Genomic DNA, 16,417 nt, shown 5'->3' with positions numbered 1-16,417 from the left:
ACCGCAACCCGGTGCCGCCCACCGCATCGCCCGACATCCCCCGGGGCAATGCGAGACGACCCATACCAGGAGACAAGCCATGAAACTCTGGCACCGCCTCGCGGCCATCGCCGTCTGCTCGCTTTGCGTGAGCGCCACTCCCGCCTTCGCGCAGAAGGACTATCCCTCGAAGCCGATCATGATGGTCGTGACCTACCCGCCGGGCGGTCCGACCGATGCCATGGCGCGCACGCTCGCCGCTGCGCTCAAGACCAGCCTTGGCCAGCCCGTGGTGGTCGAGAACCGCGCCGGTGCCGGCGGCAACATCGGCGCAGAAGCGGTCGCACGCGCCGAGCCGGACGGCTACACGCTGATGTTCGGCACCTCGGCGCCGCTTGCCATCAACGTGAGCCTGTACCGCAAGATCAACTACGACCCGGTCAAGAGCTTCGCACCGGTGATCCAGATCGGCCAGCTGCCCAATGTGCTCGTGGTCAACCCGAGCGTGCCGGCCAAGAACGTGAGCGAACTGATCGCCTATGGCAAAGCGCACCCGGGCAAGCTTAGCTACGCATCGTCGGGCAATGGCGCGTCGTCGCACCTGGCCGGCGTGCTGTTCAACAACCTCGCCGGCACCGATTTCCAGCACGTGCCGTACAAGGGCACCGGCCCGGCGCTCAATGACCTGCTCGGCGGACAGGTCAGCATGACCTTCACCGACGTGCTGACCGCGCTGCCATTTATCAAGAGCGGCAAGGTACGCGCGCTGGGCGTGACCACCAAGGCCCGCTCGCAGGCGCTGCCGGATGTGCCGACGGTGGCAGAGCAGGGCGTGAATGGCTTCGACGTGTCGGTGTTCTTCGGCGTGGTCGCCCCGGCCGGCACGCCCGCACCGGTCATCGCCAAGCTGAACCATGCGTTCGCCGAAGCGCTGCAGAAGCCCGAAGTCCGCAAGACGCTGCTGGCCCAGGGGCTCGAGTTCGCGCCGTCCACCACGCCCGATCAGCTCGGCGGCTTCGTGAAGTCCGAAGTCAGCAAGTGGCGTACCGTCGTGCAGAAGTCTGGCGCGCAACTCGACTGAGACTGACAAGGAGCGATGTCATGACGCAATCCAAGACGGGCGCGCTGGCCGGCATCCGCGTGGTCGACCTGTCGCGCATCCTGGGCGGCCCGTACTGCGGGCAGATTCTCGGCGACCACGGCGCCGACGTGCTGAAGATCGAACCGCCGCAGGGCGATGACACGCGTACCTGGGGCCCTCCGTTCAAGGATGGCGTCGCGTCCTATTACTTCGGGCTGAACCGCAACAAGCGCGTGATGAAGCTCGATCTCACGGCCGAGTCGGACCGCAGCGTGCTGCTCGCGCTGCTGGAAGATGCTGATGTGCTGGTCGAGAACTTCAAGACCGGCACCATGGAGAAGTGGGGGCTTGGCTTCGACACGCTGTCGGCTCGCTTTCCGCGTCTGATTCACTGCCGGGTTTCCGGTTTCGGTGCGGATGGCCCGCTCGGCGGCCTGCCCGGCTATGACGCCGCTGTACAGGCCATGGCTGGCCTCATGAGCATCAACGGCGAGCCCGATGGCAATGCCCTGCGTGTCGGCCTGCCGGTCGTCGATATGGTCACGGGCATGAACGCCGCGCTCGGCGTGCTGCTGGCGCTGCAGGAACGCGAGCGCAGCGGGCGCGGACAGTTCGTCGAAGCCGCGCTGTATGACTCGGGCCTGTCGCTGCTGCATCCGCACGCGGCGAACTGGTTCATGAATGGCAAGACGCCGGTGCGGACGGGCAATGCGCATCCGAACATCTATCCGTATGACACGGTAGCCACCGGCACGGATCCGATTTTCCTCGCCGTGGGCAATGACCGGCAGTTCCGCATCCTCTGCGAGCATCTGCGGATTCCTGCATTGGCCGACGACGAACGCTATGCCACGGCAGGCGGACGCTCGGTCAACCGCGTGGCGCTGAAGGCCGAACTGGAAGCGCGCATGCGCGAGCTGGACGGCAAGGTGCTGGCCGATACGCTGGTCGCGGCCGGCGTGCCATGCGCGCCGGTGCTATCGGTGCCGGATGCCCTGCAGCATCCGCATACCGTGCATCGTGAAATGGTGGTCGAGATGGAAGGGGGCTACAAGGGGCTGGGCGCCCCCGTGAAGCTGAGCCGCACGCCCGCGACGTACCGGTTCGCGCCGTTGACGGAAGGCGACCAGTTCCTGCCGAAGGAAGACTGATAACGCCCCTGTTGCGATGCGGTGCTGCTGGCTCATTGCATCTGGATGTTGCCGCGCTTCACGACCGCACGCCACTTGAGCAGATCCGCTGACAGTACGGACGCCAACCGCTCCGGCGTACCTCCGAGCGGGCTGGCACCCATCTCCGTGAAGACCTTCACGGTTTCCGGGTCCGCCACGACGTTGTTGATCGCGACATTCATCTTGCGCACGATGTCGTTCGGCGTTCCTTTCGGCGCCAGGACCGCGAACCACGTGGACGACAGCAACGAAGGAAAGCCAAGTTCGGTCGTGGTCGGTACCTCGGGCAGCGCTGGCGATCGTCGGCTGGACATGATCGCCAGCGCCCTGACCTTGTTCGACTTCACCTGGCTGACGATGCCGGGGACCAGCTGAAACATGGCCTGGATATCATTGGCTAGCAGGTTCGTAGTCGCGGTACCCGGCGCACTGTACGGAACGTGCGTCATCTCCACCCCGGTCTCGCGATCGAACAGCTCACCGGCAAGGTGCATGGAACTGCCGTTGCCGGAGCTACCGTAGTTCAATTCCCCCTTGTGTGATTTGGCGTAGGCGATGAAGTCCTGCAGCGACTTCACGGGCAGCGTGCTGTTCACGACCAGAATATTGGGCACGTCCGCAATCAGGGCCACTGGCTCGAAGCTCGTTTGCGGATTGAACGGAAGACTCCGGTACAGGCTGGGATTGACTGCGAGCGTGCCGGCCCAGGAGAGCAGGAACGTGTATCCGTTCGGAGCCGACGCCGCCGCCACGCCGGCGCCGATATTGCCGTTGGCGCCGCCGCGGTTGTCCACGATCACCGCCGTACCCAATTCTTTCTTGAGGCGCTGCGCCAGGACGCGTGCAATCGTGTCGCCGGTCCCGCTTCCACCGGGCGCCGGGACGATCAGCATGATGGGTTTGGATGGCTCCGGCCACGTGTCGGCAGCACTGACCTGACTGGCGGGGAGCAGGGCCGCTACAGCGCTCATCCTGATGATGTGCTTCAGCATCTTCTTCTCCGTGAAATAGCCTGGCGGTGCAGGCGTCAATGCATCGATTGCTTAAGCCGCTTGCGCTTCCGTATTCCGCGCAGCGTCCAGTACCGCCTGAATGGCTGCATCGGAAGTCTCCACCGGCAGCACGCAGCCGGGTCCGATGATGAGTTTGCGTCCATCGGTCTGAGCCACGGCATCCTGCACTTCATCGGCGATCGCATTACGTCCCCCATGCAGCAGCGTGTGGTGTTCATTGAGCCCGCCTACAAGCACACCGGGAAAATGGCGCCGCGCGCGGCTCAGATCGGGGTCGGTCAGCCGGTCATGCCAGTTGAACAGCTCGACAGGGTAGTCCGATAGCAGGCCGAACATGATGTCGTCGCCGTGGGCGTGCAGCATGTTTACGCGGCAACGGCCGCGAATGGCATCGAGGATCTCCAGGTCATACTGCTTGCCGAACTGCTCGTACTCGGCCGTCGTCAACAGGCGATGCGATGCCAATTGCGTGGCAAAGAAGATGCCGTGTGCGCCCACGCTCAGCGCCTCGATACAGAAATCGATGGTGACGTCCGTAATGATCCGCAAGGCTGCGTGGAGTGCCGCCGGATGGCACCGGATGTCCGTAAACAGGCGCTCGGTCGCAAGCTTGCGCGCGGTAGTGAGCGGGCTGAAAACCGTCTGAAGGATTGGCACCGTCCCGCCAAGACTGCGTGCCGTCTGCCCGAGCGCGATGTTCTGTTGCCCGTAAGCGCCGAGTCGCTGATCGATCCAGCGGATCCTTTCCCAGTCTTCGGTTCGCCTGACCACGGGATCGGTCACGACGCGTGCGCCATTTGCTGCGCCGGCATAGGCGGTCTTCGCGCCCCAGTCTTCCACGCCATACGTGCCGGGCGGCATGAATTTGAGCAGGTCGAACTGCCATTTCCGTTGCCACGCCAGCGTCAGGGCTGTCAGCTTGCCGGCGTCCATATCGTCCACCGGAAAATGGCGCCAGAGCGCAACCGGCACGCGGTCGGCAGGCTCTCCACGCAAGGTCGCCTCAAGGCGACGCCAATGGTCCATCGGTTTCATTGCGTGTCTCCCTTATGCGATTGTCGTCTCGGCGACCGGCAACACGTGGTTGATCCCGTTGGACATCCGTGACGTGGCGACGCCATAGACGTGCACGGAGATGGCGGTGCGGGCCTCACTGTTTCCGACCCGATGGATCAGATGCAGGCCAGCCGTGCCGGAGCTTCCCTCGCCAACGTTCCGGCAAGCACTGCCAGCAGGCACCGCTGCCGCGCCTTGCGCGTCGTAGTCGAAGTACTCCTCCAGCAATGCCCCTTCGACGACGGAGAGCGCGCACCACGTGTGATGTGCGTGGACCGGACTGTGTTGTCCCTGCCTCCAGACCAGCGCCGCGATGGTGTACCGGTCCGCCGCATCGCTGTGCAGGACATGGCGCACATAGCCCTGTTCGTTCGGCTTGCACATGGCCTCCGGCAACCAGTTTCCCGACGGGAATGCGTCGCGAATCATCCGCTGGATAACGCGAGGATCAAAGCACGCCTCGGAAGCCAGAAGCGCGTCGATAGCGCTGGCGAGGGTGGCGATTCGCGATGAGGGGTCTTCGATGGCTTTCTTCATACTTGTCTTCCCGTATTTGTGTTTTGCAAAGGCTCGAGCAGAATGGCGCCTGAGCGAACTTTGGCGTTATCACGGGGTTCTGACAAACGAGTTGTTCCAATACCAGGGTTTGAGAAATGCAAAAGCTGATGCATTGCAGCATCATGGATCTGAGGCTTCTCGTTGCCGTGGCCGACGCGGGGAACATGTCGAAAGGCGGCGCCGTCTGCTTTCTCGCGCCATCGACCGCGAGCCTGCGCATCAAGCATCTGGAGGCGATCGTGGGCACGCGGCTGTTCCGGCGCGAGGCGCGCGGCGTGTCCCTGACCCGGGCGGGACAGATCATGGTGGACCACAGCCGGCGCTGCCTGACCGAGATCGAGCAGATGCAGGCAAGCCTGACCCCATTCTCGGAAGACGTGCATGCGCAGCTGGTTCTCTATGCCAACAGCAGCGCCATTGCATCGTTCCTGCCCGGCGACCTGCAGGGCTTCCTGCAGTCCCATCCGAAGGCAAGAATCACGCTGGAAGAACACCTGAGCCGCGACGTGCTGGTCGCCGTCGTGGAAGGGCGCGCGGATATCGGCATCCTGACCAAGGACGAGCCGCACCCGGACCTGGTTTACTTCCCGTACCACGAAGACGAAATCGTCCTGCTCCTGGCGGAAACGCAGCCGTGGACCAAAACCGAGCCCGTCGCATTCCTGGACTGCCTGTCCTTCCCCTTCGTCAGCCAGCAGAACGGCTCCGCTATTCACTCCTTCCTGCTAGCCAAGGCCAGCGAGCAGGGCAGACGCGTCGACGTGCGGATCCAGGTAGCCGGATTCGCCGCGGTGGCCTCCATGGTGCGATCGGGAGTCGGGGTAGCGATCGTGCCGCGCTCGGCCCTGGCGGCGATCAATGTGGAAGGCCTGCGCGTCGTGGCGCTCAGCGACGCCTGGGCCAGGCGGACGCTCAGCCTGTGTGTGCGGCGAGATGTGCTGGGATCGAGAAACTATGTCACCGCTCTTGTAGATGTCCTGAGGCAAAGCGGCGATCAAGCCGGGGTGGCTGATTCCGCCTGAAGGTGTTCCCACATGGCATGCGCGTTGTGCATCGCCGAGCAAAGTTCGGAACCGCGACCCACGCGCTTTTGCCCTTTTGTCGCTCGGACAAAAGGAGGTCGCCGGCTACGCCGGCGAAACAGCAGCGCATGCCAAGAACCAACTACCCCAAAACCCTCAAAACAACGTATACCCCCCATCAATCACAAACGTATCCCCCGTGTGATACCCCGATGCCGAACTCATCAGATACACCGCAATCCCGGCAAAGTCAGCCCCCTCCCCCCACCTGCGCATAGGCACCCGCTTCCCAACCATTTCCTGGAACGTGGCATTGGCCTGCGCATTGCTGGTCATCTCCGTCTTGATCCACCCAGGCAGCACGGAGTGCGCGCGGATCCCATGCCGCGCATACTCGACCGACAGCGCGCGCATCATGGAAATCAATCCACCCTTGGTGGCCGCGTAGTGCTCGTTGCGTGCAGCGCCCTCGATAGCGGCGACAGAAGCCGTCCCGACCAGCACACCCCCATCGCCCTGCGCCAGCAACTGCCGCGCCGCCGCGCGCAGCGTAAAAAATGCCCCATCCAGATTGACCCGCATCACCCGATGCCAATCGTCCGTACCCATTTCTTCGAAGCGCGTACCACGCGCCGAGACACCGGCATTGGCGAAGCAGCCATCCAGGCGACCCAGCGCCGCAAGCGTCCCATCCATGGCCGCAGCCACGGAAGACTCGTTGCTCACATCGCAGATCGCGGTATGCACCTTGCGCCCATATTGCGCGAGCCGCTCGGCGGCGGCTGCGTTTTTCTGCGTATTGGTGCCCCAGATCGCGATATCGGCGCCGGCCTGGGCCAGGCCTTCGGCCATGCCAAGGCCGATGCCGCCGTTGCCGCCGGTAATCAGCGCCACTTTGCCGGTAAGGTCGAAGGGGGTGAAAGGCATGATCTGTCTCCTTTGAGGATGGATGAGCCGGCCCTTGTGCTCGGGCGGATCAGATCATGCTAAGAGGCCGCATAGTCGGCGGGCATCGTCGGATGCGACGAAACCCGCCCTGGGCCGGAGAGGCTTAACCGGGGATCATTCCCGGCAGCAGATACGCCTGTACCACGGTGATGATGCCGACGATCACCGCGAACAGCAGGCTGTGCTTGACGGTGAAGCGGAACAGTTCGGACTCCTTGCCGACGAGCCCCGTCGCCGCGCAGGCCACCGCGATCGATTGCGGCGAGATCATCTTGGCCGTCACGCCGCCCGTGGTGTTGGCGGCGACCAGCAGCGTGTCCGACACGCCGATCTGATGCGCCGTAGTGTTCTGCAGCGAACAGAACAGCGCGTTCGACGACGTGTCCGAACCCGTCAGGAAGACGCCGAGCCAGCCGAGGAACGGCGAGAAGAACGGGAATGCGGCGCCCGTACCGGCCAGCAGCAGCGCCAGCGTGGACGACATGCCCGAGTAGTTGGCCACGAACGCAAACGCCAGCACCAGTCCGATCGACAGGATCGGGCGGCCCAATTCCACCAGCGTTTCGCCGAACGTGGTCACCAGGTCGCGCGGCTTCATGCGCAGCAGCACGGCCGAGATCAGCGCAGTCAGCAGGATGGCGGTGCCAACGGCGGACAGCAGGTCGAGCTTGAGCACAGCTTCGTACGGCTTGGGCGAAGCGACGATCGGCGCGGCCTTGAGGACCAGCTGGTCCAGCCCCGGCACCTTGAACTTCAGCACCGTACCGGCCAGCGCACCGTTACCGGCGAACAGCGCCTTGAACGGCTGCAGGCTCCATACCGTGACGATAGCCGTCAGGATGCCGAACGGCGCCCACGCACGGATTGTCTGCGCCGTGGTGTACGGCGACTTGCGATTGCCGCCGTTCTGCACGCCGTTGCTGAAGCCGCCGCCGCCGAATGCCGACATCGCCATGGCGCCGCCCCCAACGCTGCCGCCAGCGCGTTGCGACGCGCTGCGCGGCTGCCACACCTTCAGGAAGGCCGCCAGCGACACCAGGCTGACCAGGGCCGAGGTAATGTCCGGCAACTCGGGCCCGATATGGTTCGACGTGAAGTACTGCGTCACGGCAAAGCTGCCGCCCGTCACCAGCGCGGCTGGCCACGTCTCGCGCACGCCCTTGGCGCCGTCCATCATGAACACGAGCCAGAACGGCACCATCAGCGACAGCAGCGGAAGCTGGCGCCCGGCCATCGCGCCGATGTGCATGGCGTCGATGCCCGTCACCTGCCCGGCGACGATGATGGGAATGCCCATCGCACCGAAGGCCACCGGCGCGGTGTTGGCGATCAGGCAAAGGCCTGCCGCGTAGAGCGGATTGAAGCCAAGGCCCACCAGCAGCGCAGCGGTAATGGCCACCGGCGCACCGAAGCCCGCCGCACCTTCCAGGAACGCGCCAAAGGCGAAGCCGATCAGCAGCATCTGCAGGCGCTGGTCATCGGTGATCGACAGCACCGACGCGCGGATGACGTCGAACTGGCCGGTCTTGACCACGATCTTGTAGAGGAACACCGCTGTCACGATGATCCATGCGATCGGCCACAGCCCGTAGGCAAAGCCGAAACCCGCTGCAGCAAGCGCCTGCTGCGCCGGCATGCCGTACGCAAAGACCGCCACGGCCAGCGAAAGCAACAGCGTTCCCGCCGCCGCGACATGGCCTTTCAGGCGCAACACGGCCAGCGCGATGAAGAAGAACAGGATGGGGATGGCTGCCGCCAGTGAGGACAGCCAGAGGCTGCCCAGCGGCATATAGATTTGGGTCCAGGGTTGCACGCTCGTCTCCTACTTCAATGGTGTTTCGGGAAATCCTTGTTGTTGTTGGCGCCACGCGGCCGTGTCCGTCGCGACGATGTTCTTTTTTTCTCCCGCGAGCGGGAGACGGGGGAACCAGGCGGACTCCTACTCCGGCTGGCCTTTATCCTTGAGCAAATCCGACAAGCTCCGCTTCGCCGGCGTCAGTGGCGTCCGGTGCTGCGTCCATCCCATCTGCTTCGCCGGCGTCAGCGCACGCATCCGCGTAGCCGCCCAGCGGAACATGCGATAAGCCTTCGGATGCGAGAACGCGCCGCTCCAGAAGCGCCAGATCAGATGCTCGCCACGGCTGTACTTGGCCCCCTGGCCACGCAGCGGATGCTCGACCTGCTCGTCGGGATTGCGGTTGGCTTCGGTACGCAGACGCACCAGCAATTGCGGAATCGGAATGCGCACGGGGCACACTTCCCCGCACGCACCGCACAGACTCGACGCCGTAGCGAGATCGGCCGTCGCCTCCAGCCCCAGCAGATGCGGCGAGATGATCTTGCCGATGGGCCCCGGATACGTCGTGCCATAAGCGTGGCCGCCGATCCGGGTATAAACCGGGCAATGGTTCATGCAGGCTCCGCAACGGATGCACTGCAGCGTCGCGCGCAACTGCGCATCGGCATAGGCCTGCGTGCGCCCGTTGTCGAGCAGCACCAGATGCACCTCGCGCGGCCCATCGCGCTCGCCCTCACGGCGCGGGCCCGAGATCAGGTTGAAGTAGGTCGTGATGGGCTGCCCCGTGGCCGAGCGCGTCAGAAGGCTCGACAGCGGCACGATATGCTCCAGCCGCGCCACCACCTTCTCCATCCCCATGATGGCGATATGCACGTCCGGCACCGTCGTCGACAGCCGTCCGTTGCCCTCGTTCTCCACGAGCCACAGCGTGCCCGTGTCCGCCGCGGCGAAGTTCACGCCGGACAGCCCGATATCGGCCTCGACGAACGCCTGGCGCAACGCGCGGCGGCCGGTCTGGATCAGCGCGTCGACGTCCTCGGTATAGGGCGTGTCGGGGATATGCTGCTCGAACAGCGTGGCGATGTCGCCCTTGGTCTTGTGGATCGCCGGCATGACGATGTGCGAGGGCTTCTCGCCGGCAAGCTGGACGATGTACTCGCCCATGTCCGACTCGATGCAATCCACGCCGCGCTCGGCGAGGTAATGGTTCAGCTCGATTTCCTCGCTGGCCATCGACTTGCCCTTGATCACTCGCTTCGCCTGCTTCGATTCGGCGATGCGATGGATGATCGCGTTGGCCTCCTCGGCGGTCTCGGCCCAGTGCACCTGCACGCCGGCAGCGGTCAAGTTGCTTTCGAGCTGCACCAGGAGGTCGGGCAAATTGGCCAGCGCGTGCTGGCGGATCGCCTCGCCAATATCGCGCAGATGCTCCAGCTCATCGGTATCCGGAAACTGCGACCGGCGCTTGCCCTGCAGAAAATCCATCGCGCCGCGGAAGCTCTGGCGCAGCTTGGGATCGTCGAGCGCCTCGCGGGCGCGCGCCTTGAAGTCCTGTGTCGGGACGAAGTGCAGCGTGGTCTCGCTCATGCCGGGCTCCCTGCGTGGCTGTCATCGACGATCACGACCCAAAGCTGGCGCGGACCGTGCGCGCCGTAAGCCAGGGTTTGCTGGATATCGGAGGTCTTCGACGGGCCCGAGACCATCACGAGATTGGTTGGCATGCCGTCGCGCCAGCGCTCGGTGTGCGCTGCTGAATGCAGGTCCGGATGCAGCGTGGATGCGTAGACCAGCGCCACATGCAGCGGCGGCACCAGCGACACCGTGCGCGGCGAGGACGTATCCGGCGCCAGGATCAGCGTGCCTGTGGCTGCAATGCCGGAGCGCGCGACGGTGAAGCCGGCATCGACGGTGTCGAACAGTTCCGCCTTCCATTGCTCGATAGGGCGGTCGAAGCCGATGGCTTCGATGTGCTGCGGCAACGCTTGCTTCAGTGCTGCACCTGCGGCTTGCGAGGGGGCCAGCAACAGCCGCCGTACGCCGGCCTGTGCGAGCTTGTCCGCGAGCAGGGCAGGCCATGCCGAGGTGGTGGTGCGCCAAACCTCGGCGTGCGAGGCTTCGAGCGCGGCCTGCATCGATGCAACACGTTCGTCCAGTGTGGGTGCGGTGGATTGCCGGCCAGCGTAGTGCGCGTCGATGCGGTTATCGATTTCCGCCGTGGTCGTAGCCACCGTGGCCGGCGCGGCAGCACGCAGCCGGCCCAGCATGCGTTCGCGTGCAGTGAGGGCGTTCATGCTGCACCTCCCGTACGGCGCCACAGGAAACTGGCAAGGTGTTCGACCTGCAGCGGCGCGCCGTCATGCGCGGCGGTGTGGCCGATATTGAGCAGACAGCCGCAATCGGCGGAAACCAGGCGATCGCAGCCCGTGGCGCAGGCCGAGGCGACCTTGTCGCGCACCATCGCGCCGGAGATGTCTGGGTGCTTGAGCGAGAACGTGCCGCCAAAGCCGCAGCACTCGGATTCGCGTTCATGTTCCACGCGTGTCACGCCGGGCAGCGCGTCGACCAGCGCCACGCCATGCTGGCGCGTACCCATTTCTCGACGCGCCCCGCACGAGGTATGCAGCACGATGCGCTCGTCAGCCTGACGGCCCGACAGTGCCTCGCTGAAGTCCAGTCTGAGCACGTTCAGCAGAAACTCGCCCAGTTCGTAGATGCGTTCTGCCAGTTCGCGCGCCTTGGGGCCGGAGACAGGGTCATCGGCAAACAGCTGCGGCCAGTGGTGCCGCATCATGCCGGCGCAGGAGCCGGACGGAACGATGACCGGCCACGGTTCGCTGAACAGGTCGAGCTGCGCGCGCGCAACGTCGCGTGCCTGCTCCGGATTGCCGCTGCTGTACGCCGGTTGTCCGCAGCAGCTTTGCGCGCGCGGAAAGTGCACGGTCAGGCCTTCGCGCTCGAGCAGCCGCACGGCGTCGAACCCGGCCTGGGGCACGAACAGGTCGACCAGGCAGGTCGCAAACAGGTAGACCTGCGTCGGGGCAGTGGTGGGGTATTGCCTGTCCTTCATGTCTCGCTCCGCATCGCGCTGGAATCGCACGTTCGGGCGCATAATTCCCGCTTCCGCGCTACAGTACAAATTGGTTGGACCAATTCAAGCGGACATCACATTGGCATGACGGGGATCGGCAAGGGGAGAGGAATGGCAACGCAGACGCCATCGCACGGACGGGGCAGGGGACGCGTCGAAGCGGTAATGCGGCAAATCGAAACCGCCTTGCTGGATGGCACCTGGCCCGCGGGCGCGCGCTTGCCGGCCGAGCGCGATTTGGCAGAGCAATACGACGTGGCCCGCAATACCGTGCGCGAAGCCATTCAGCGTCTGGCCGCACGCGGGTTGCTGCAAAGCCGGCGCGGCGCCGGGGTCTACGTGACCGACCAGTTGAGATCAGGCATCGCCTCGCCATGGGGCCAGCTCGTGGCCGACCATCCGGCGCTGCGTGACGACATCCTCGAATTCCGCCGCGTGCTGGAAGGCGCCACGGCCTACTTCGCCGCACTGCGTGGCGACGATGAAGACCGCAAGCGCATCCGCGGCCTGATGGCTGAACTTGAACGTGCGCGCATGGTTGACGACAAACAGGCCGAGGCAGAGGCCGACACGCGCCTGCACGACGCCATCGCGCAGGCCTCGCACAACACCATGTTCCTGCACCTGCATACCAGCGTCATCAGCATGCTGCGCGAACACATCACCATCAGCGGCACCGGCCTGCGCGAAGAGGGCGAGGCCACGTCGGCGCTCTTGCTGCTGCAGCACCGTACCGTGTGCGACGCTATCTGCGCGCGCCGCCCGGAAGAAGCGCGCACGGCGATGCAGACGCATATCGATTTCGTGCGGACGTGGGTGGAGAACGGGGGCGGGGCGGACAGGAGCGTGGACTAGCGCGCGGCCATGGCAGGGGTCACGCGGCTCCGTCTTGGATCAAACCAGCCCGGCAGTAGACAACTCTCGCTTGAGATACGCATAGAAGATCGGCCCCGCAATCACGCCCGGAATGCCGTATAGCGTTTCCATCAGCAGCATCACGATCAGCAACTCCCAGGCTGCCGCCTGGATGCGCGCGCCGATGATGCGCGCGTTCAGGAAATACTCGAGCTTGTGGATCACCACGAGATAGAACAGCGACGCCACCGCAATCGGCAGCGACACCGCCAGTGACGACACCACGATGGCCGCGTTGGAGATCAGGTTGCCCAGTACCGGCAGCAGCCCGGCCACGAAAGTGATGACCACCAGCGTCTTCGACAACGGCAGGTGAACGCCAAACAGCGGCATCACCACCAGCAGGTAGATCGCCGTCAGCATCGTATTGATGGTCGAAATCTGGATCTGCGCGAAGATGAACTGCGCAAAGGCCTGTTGCAGTGCGCGCGCGCGCATCACCAGCGCGGTCGCCAGCGGCCGGCGGTTGGGGCGGGACACGGCGCGGTAGAGCGCCACCATGGCGCCGATGACCATGCCGATGATGATATGCAGCAGCGTGCGCAGAACCTCGGCGCCCAGCTTCTGCGCCATCTGCGCGTGTTCACGAAGCCAGTGGATCAGGGTGTTGGCAAGTTCTTCCACCGTGGTCGGCAAGGCGCCGCTGACCCAGTCGGGCAACTGGCCGCGGGACTGGTCGATGATGTCGGCGATATGGTTGAGCAGGGCGTCCAGCGTGCCCTCGCCGCTGACGAATCGGACCAGTGCCCAAATTCCCAGCGACAGCGCCAGCAGGATCACGAAGGAGAGGATGGCGACCGCGACGGCATCGTGCCGATGGTTCAGGCCCTTCAGGCGCGGGGCCAGGACGTCTACGAGCGAATACAGCAGCAGGCCGGACAAAAAGGCGGCGACGAGATTGGCCTGGAGCACCGTCCACAGCGCGAGAACAGTGAGAAGGTAGGAGGCGCCGACCACGGTGAACCAGGCTGCCGGGAGCAGGCGGGGGGTGGGTGGCGGGGGTTGATGGGGCATCTGGGGCTCCGGCGTGGATGAGTGCCTCGGCAGCTTTGTGGGCAGGATGAATGCGCCAAAGGCTGCGAGCGTGCTGGAGGTCGATTTTCGGGGTTGAGGTGCGGCCAGGCAAGCACTTCGAAACGTGCGAACAGGCATTTGTGATCGCATTGCCCGCCCAGTCGTCGGCAAAGGCTGCCACGTCCTCGGCAAGTTCGGGAACTTCGCGCCGGAAGCCCGCCCGGCAAGAGGCCATTGTGACAGCGGCCATCGGGCTGACCGCCTACTGGTTCTCGATCCACTGAATAGCGAAACGGATCAACGCCTTTCCGCTATGAATGTCCAGCTTCTCTTTGATGTTCGCCTGGTGCGCCTCGACGGTCTTGATACTCCGGTTCAGTTTCCTCGCGATCTCGCGGGTGCCAAAACCGAGTCCGATCAGGTGGAGGACCTCGAATTCCCGTTCGGAGAGGCTCGCCACCGAACCGGCCGTGACGTTCCTGGAAGCCGTCAGGGCCCGGGCGAGTCTGCCATGCATGGCAGCGCTCAGATAGATATTCCCTGCGAGTACCTCCTGGATGGCGCTCATGATATGTTCCGTGGCCTCGAGCTTCATCAGATATCCGTTTGCTCCGGCACGCAGTGCGCGTTCGGCAAACAAGGATTCGTCATGCATGCTGAGGACAAGGATCGCGAGTCCCGGGTGGTGTTGCCGAAGTGTTCTGACAAGATCCAGGCCTGAGTCCTTATGCAGGCTGAGATCCACGATTGCCATGTCAGGCTCGCAGACCATCTCCTGCAACGCTTCTTCAGCACTGCTGGCCGTACAACAAACCTGAAGTTCCTCGTGCATATTCAGCAGGTGGGCCAGGCCCTCGCGGACGATGGGGTGGTCATCCACGATCAGGACCCTGGCCGGGCGGCCCGGGCTGCTGCTACATGATTTCCCTGGCATGGCCGGGACCTTGCGCGACTGGATAGCTGATGATAACCGTGGTTCCGCCCGTGGCGTTGCGGGTCACCGCGCATGCACCACCGAGCAGGCTCGCACGGTGACGCAGGTTGTAAAATCCGAGTCCCGACGTATGCCCCATCTGTGCCGGATCCATCCCCACGCCGTCGTCGCTGATGGAAAGCCTCTGCACGCCGGCTTCGAACTCCAGATCGATCCAGATGTGCTGGCCATGACTGTATTTCAGCGCGTTATTGACGGCTTCCTGTGCGGCCCGGTAAAGGTTGATCTGCACTGGCGAATCCATCTGTCCCACCTCTGACCCGATGCGAAGCCGGCAGTCTATGCCGTTCAGCGTGCCGGTAGTCTGCGCCAGGGTTTCCAGGGCGGCGGAAAGACCGCCAGATTCCAGGGCGATCGGATCCAGGCCATGGGCGATCTTGCGAGCCATCAGGGACGCCTGCCTGACCAGCTCGACGATCGTTGCCGCGTCAGCGGCAGCCGGGTGGCGATGCTTCTGCAGTTCCTGACTCAGCGAGGCGCAATAGAAGCCCAGGCTGGTAAGGTGTTGCCCAAGGCCATCATGGAGTTCCCGGCCGATAAGCCTCTGCTGACGATCGCCGATCCGGATCAGTTCCGCTTCCAGTTGGCGACGCCTCGCCATCTCTTGCTTCAGCTCGGTATTCGCCTGCTGCAGATCCTGGGTTCGCTCTTGCACGCGGCGCTCCAGTTCGGCCTGGGATGCCAGCAGGATCCCGTGGATGCGCCTTTCCTGCGCACGCGCAGCCGCAAGCAGCAAGCCGGTGATTGCGACGACATTGGCGAAAGCACACCATCTCACGAGGCTGTCCACAGGATGGTCGGAAGCAAACGGCCCGGTACCCTGAGTGGTACCCCAGATGGCCATGATCGAGACCATCAGGGTCGAGAGGCTGGCGCCCGGATGATCGAAGCGCAGCGCTGCCCAGACGACAAAGGGAAAAATCGCCAGGGCCGCAGGATAGTAGCCATGCCCGGCAAGCTGGGGCGCGCCGAAAATCAGATAACTTGCCGAAAGGGTTGCCACCGCCAGTGCGCATGCTTCCACGGCTTGCGGTGCGGAGCCGAGAGCGCTGCGATACGTGAACAGGGTGAGCAATGGCGGCGCCACTACCAGCACTCCCATCATGTCACCGAGCCACCATTCGAGCATCGCGCGTCCGTACTGGCTGCCTGCCAGCAGCCCACCGCCTCTCAGTACGGTCGCACCGACCAGGGCGCTTACTGCCGTGCTGAATATCGCAGCCACGATCAGGAAAGCCAGCACATCCCTGATGCGGTCCAAGGCGATATGGAACCGGGCCGCGCGCGTCAACAACCATGTGGCTGCCAAAGCCGCAGCCGTTGCGCCAAGACCGATCACCACCGCGATATGCAGAGGTACGCCCACCGACACATTGGCCAGCACGGAACCGATGGCAATGCCCGGCGCGACAACGTAGCCCATTGTGAGCAGCGCCGCGAGTGCGATTCCGCTGGAAGGCCACACCAGCGACACTGCGCCGCCCACGACGGCGTACGTGAGCCCCAGCTTTGCACCGGCGAAATACGTCAGTCCGACAGCTCCGGTCTGCACGAGGATGCTGAGCCTCGACTTGTGCGGAAAGCTGACCATTTTTCACCCCGAATTCTTGGGACAGGCTTTGGCACGTCACTTTTTTTGCTAGCCAAAATGACAATACTACTGGAAGTGTCAAAGTCCAAAATTTTTATGGCACTTATGCGCTTATATTCCGAACATGTTCGAAAATGTGCTGCCGGACATTCAACGCGCATGCAGTTGCGCTGCGTGGTCCGAGCGAC

General features: G+C 64.1%; 15 protein-coding genes. 4 read left to right on the top strand and 11 right to left on the bottom strand.

The window, feature by feature from the left end:
- The first annotated feature begins 79 nt into the window (after positions 1-79).
- Together K2O51_RS06460 and K2O51_RS06455 are read left to right on the top strand one after the other, a co-directional pair.
- The gene (locus K2O51_RS06460) at positions 80-1,060 is read left to right on the top strand and encodes a Bug family tripartite tricarboxylate transporter substrate binding protein (protein ID WP_140951771.1); all 981 of its coding nucleotides are present in this window, start codon (positions 80-82) and stop codon (positions 1,058-1,060) included.
- A 20-nt stretch (positions 1,061-1,080) separates the two neighbouring features.
- Positions 1,081-2,211 carry a CaiB/BaiF CoA transferase family protein gene (locus K2O51_RS06455; protein ID WP_011301547.1) on the top strand — a complete coding sequence of 377 codons (1,131 nt, stop codon included), beginning with the start codon at positions 1,081-1,083 and terminating at the stop codon, positions 2,209-2,211.
- Positions 2,212-2,243: 32 nt separating this feature from the next.
- On the opposite strand, the gene K2O51_RS06450 is transcribed toward K2O51_RS06455, so the two are convergent.
- Genes K2O51_RS06450 through K2O51_RS06440 form a run of 3 tightly spaced genes read right to left on the bottom strand, consistent with a single transcriptional unit; the run spans position 2,244 to position 4,838 of the window.
- Positions 2,244-3,224, bottom strand: a complete 981-nt coding sequence (locus tag K2O51_RS06450) for a Bug family tripartite tricarboxylate transporter substrate binding protein (RefSeq protein ID WP_011301548.1) — start codon at positions 3,222-3,224, stop codon at positions 2,244-2,246.
- Between the two features lie 51 nt (positions 3,225-3,275).
- Positions 3,276-4,280 carry a uroporphyrinogen decarboxylase family protein gene (locus K2O51_RS06445; protein WP_011301549.1) on the bottom strand — a complete coding sequence of 335 codons (1,005 nt, stop codon included), beginning with the start codon at positions 4,278-4,280 and terminating at the stop codon, positions 3,276-3,278.
- Between the two features lie 12 nt (positions 4,281-4,292).
- A complete protein-coding gene (locus K2O51_RS06440) occupies positions 4,293-4,838 on the bottom strand; it encodes a cysteine dioxygenase family protein (RefSeq protein ID WP_011301550.1) in 546 nt (181 codons plus the stop codon).
- Positions 4,839-4,981: 143 nt separating this feature from the next.
- Here K2O51_RS06440 and K2O51_RS06435 point away from each other — a divergent pair, with 143 nt between their 5' ends.
- The gene (locus tag K2O51_RS06435) at positions 4,982-5,881 is read left to right on the top strand and encodes a LysR family transcriptional regulator (protein WP_235679846.1); all 900 of its coding nucleotides are present in this window, start codon (positions 4,982-4,984) and stop codon (positions 5,879-5,881) included.
- A 156-nt stretch (positions 5,882-6,037) separates the two neighbouring features.
- Here K2O51_RS06435 and K2O51_RS06430 read toward each other — a convergent pair whose 3' ends face one another.
- The 5 genes from K2O51_RS06430 to K2O51_RS06410 form a co-directional block, all read right to left on the bottom strand.
- The gene (locus tag K2O51_RS06430) at positions 6,038-6,808 is read right to left on the bottom strand and encodes an SDR family NAD(P)-dependent oxidoreductase (RefSeq protein ID WP_011301552.1); all 771 of its coding nucleotides are present in this window, start codon (positions 6,806-6,808) and stop codon (positions 6,038-6,040) included.
- 124 nt (positions 6,809-6,932) lie between these two features.
- On the bottom strand, positions 6,933-8,642 hold the full coding sequence (locus K2O51_RS06425; RefSeq protein WP_011301553.1) for a lactate permease LctP family transporter: 1,710 nt from the start codon (positions 8,640-8,642) through the stop codon (positions 6,933-6,935).
- A gap of 126 nt (positions 8,643-8,768) precedes the next feature.
- Entirely contained in the window at positions 8,769-10,214 is a 1,446-nt protein-coding gene (locus tag K2O51_RS06420) for a LutB/LldF family L-lactate oxidation iron-sulfur protein (protein ID WP_140951765.1), read from the bottom strand.
- Complete coding sequence (locus K2O51_RS06415; RefSeq protein WP_140951763.1) at positions 10,211-10,918, bottom strand: LutC/YkgG family protein; 708 nt, start codon at positions 10,916-10,918, stop codon at positions 10,211-10,213. Before K2O51_RS06415 ends, K2O51_RS06420 begins: the two co-directional genes overlap by 4 nt.
- Positions 10,915-11,694, bottom strand: coding sequence for a (Fe-S)-binding protein (locus tag K2O51_RS06410; protein ID WP_011301556.1), 780 nt, complete (start codon positions 11,692-11,694; stop codon positions 10,915-10,917). The genes K2O51_RS06415 and K2O51_RS06410 overlap by 4 nt, the downstream gene beginning before the upstream one ends.
- Positions 11,695-11,826: 132 nt before the next feature.
- Between K2O51_RS06410 and K2O51_RS06405 the strand changes: the two genes are divergently transcribed.
- Positions 11,827-12,570 carry a FadR/GntR family transcriptional regulator gene (locus K2O51_RS06405; RefSeq protein ID WP_220629967.1) on the top strand — a complete coding sequence of 248 codons (744 nt, stop codon included), beginning with the start codon at positions 11,827-11,829 and terminating at the stop codon, positions 12,568-12,570.
- 39 nt (positions 12,571-12,609) lie between these two features.
- Here K2O51_RS06405 and K2O51_RS06400 read toward each other — a convergent pair whose 3' ends face one another.
- From K2O51_RS06400 to K2O51_RS06390, 3 genes are all read right to left on the bottom strand, one after another.
- The gene (locus K2O51_RS06400) at positions 12,610-13,644 is read right to left on the bottom strand and encodes an AI-2E family transporter (protein WP_011301558.1); all 1,035 of its coding nucleotides are present in this window, start codon (positions 13,642-13,644) and stop codon (positions 12,610-12,612) included.
- Between the two features lie 262 nt (positions 13,645-13,906).
- On the bottom strand, positions 13,907-14,524 hold the full coding sequence (locus K2O51_RS06395) for a response regulator (RefSeq protein ID WP_245001780.1): 618 nt from the start codon (positions 14,522-14,524) through the stop codon (positions 13,907-13,909).
- 34 nt (positions 14,525-14,558) lie between these two features.
- Positions 14,559-16,124, bottom strand: a complete 1,566-nt coding sequence (locus tag K2O51_RS06390; protein ID WP_245001779.1) for an MASE1 domain-containing protein — start codon at positions 16,122-16,124, stop codon at positions 14,559-14,561.
- Positions 16,125-16,417 lie beyond the last annotated feature (293 nt).

Origin of the sequence: Cupriavidus pinatubonensis, assembly GCF_019602855.1 — a bacterium.
Lineage (GTDB): Bacteria > Pseudomonadota > Gammaproteobacteria > Burkholderiales > Burkholderiaceae > Cupriavidus > Cupriavidus pinatubonensis.
Note: the sequence above shows the minus strand (reverse complement) of the source record. Positions and strands in the feature narration are given on the sequence as shown.

Excerpts from the sequence above, each read along its gene's own strand:
- K2O51_RS06460 (WP_140951771.1), top strand. The coding sequence starts at position 80 with ATGAAACTCTGGCACCGCCTCGCGGCCATCGCCGTCTGCTCGCTTTGC.
- K2O51_RS06455 (WP_011301547.1), top strand. The coding sequence starts at position 1,081 with ATGACGCAATCCAAGACGGGCGCGCTGGCCGGCATCCGCGTGGTCGAC.
- K2O51_RS06450 (WP_011301548.1), bottom strand. The coding sequence starts at position 3,224 with ATGCTGAAGCACATCATCAGGATGAGCGCTGTAGCGGCCCTGCTCCCC.
- K2O51_RS06445 (WP_011301549.1), bottom strand. The coding sequence starts at position 4,280 with ATGAAACCGATGGACCATTGGCGTCGCCTTGAGGCGACCTTGCGTGGA.
- K2O51_RS06440 (WP_011301550.1), bottom strand. The coding sequence starts at position 4,838 with ATGAAGAAAGCCATCGAAGACCCCTCATCGCGAATCGCCACCCTCGCC.
- K2O51_RS06435 (WP_235679846.1), top strand. The coding sequence starts at position 4,982 with ATGGATCTGAGGCTTCTCGTTGCCGTGGCCGACGCGGGGAACATGTCG.
- K2O51_RS06430 (WP_011301552.1), bottom strand. The coding sequence starts at position 6,808 with ATGCCTTTCACCCCCTTCGACCTTACCGGCAAAGTGGCGCTGATTACC.
- K2O51_RS06420 (WP_140951765.1), bottom strand. The coding sequence starts at position 10,214 with ATGAGCGAGACCACGCTGCACTTCGTCCCGACACAGGACTTCAAGGCG.
- K2O51_RS06415 (WP_140951763.1), bottom strand. The coding sequence starts at position 10,918 with ATGAACGCCCTCACTGCACGCGAACGCATGCTGGGCCGGCTGCGTGCT.
- K2O51_RS06410 (WP_011301556.1), bottom strand. The coding sequence starts at position 11,694 with ATGAAGGACAGGCAATACCCCACCACTGCCCCGACGCAGGTCTACCTG.
- K2O51_RS06405 (WP_220629967.1), top strand. The coding sequence starts at position 11,827 with ATGGCAACGCAGACGCCATCGCACGGACGGGGCAGGGGACGCGTCGAA.
- K2O51_RS06400 (WP_011301558.1), bottom strand. The coding sequence starts at position 13,644 with ATGCCCCATCAACCCCCGCCACCCACCCCCCGCCTGCTCCCGGCAGCC.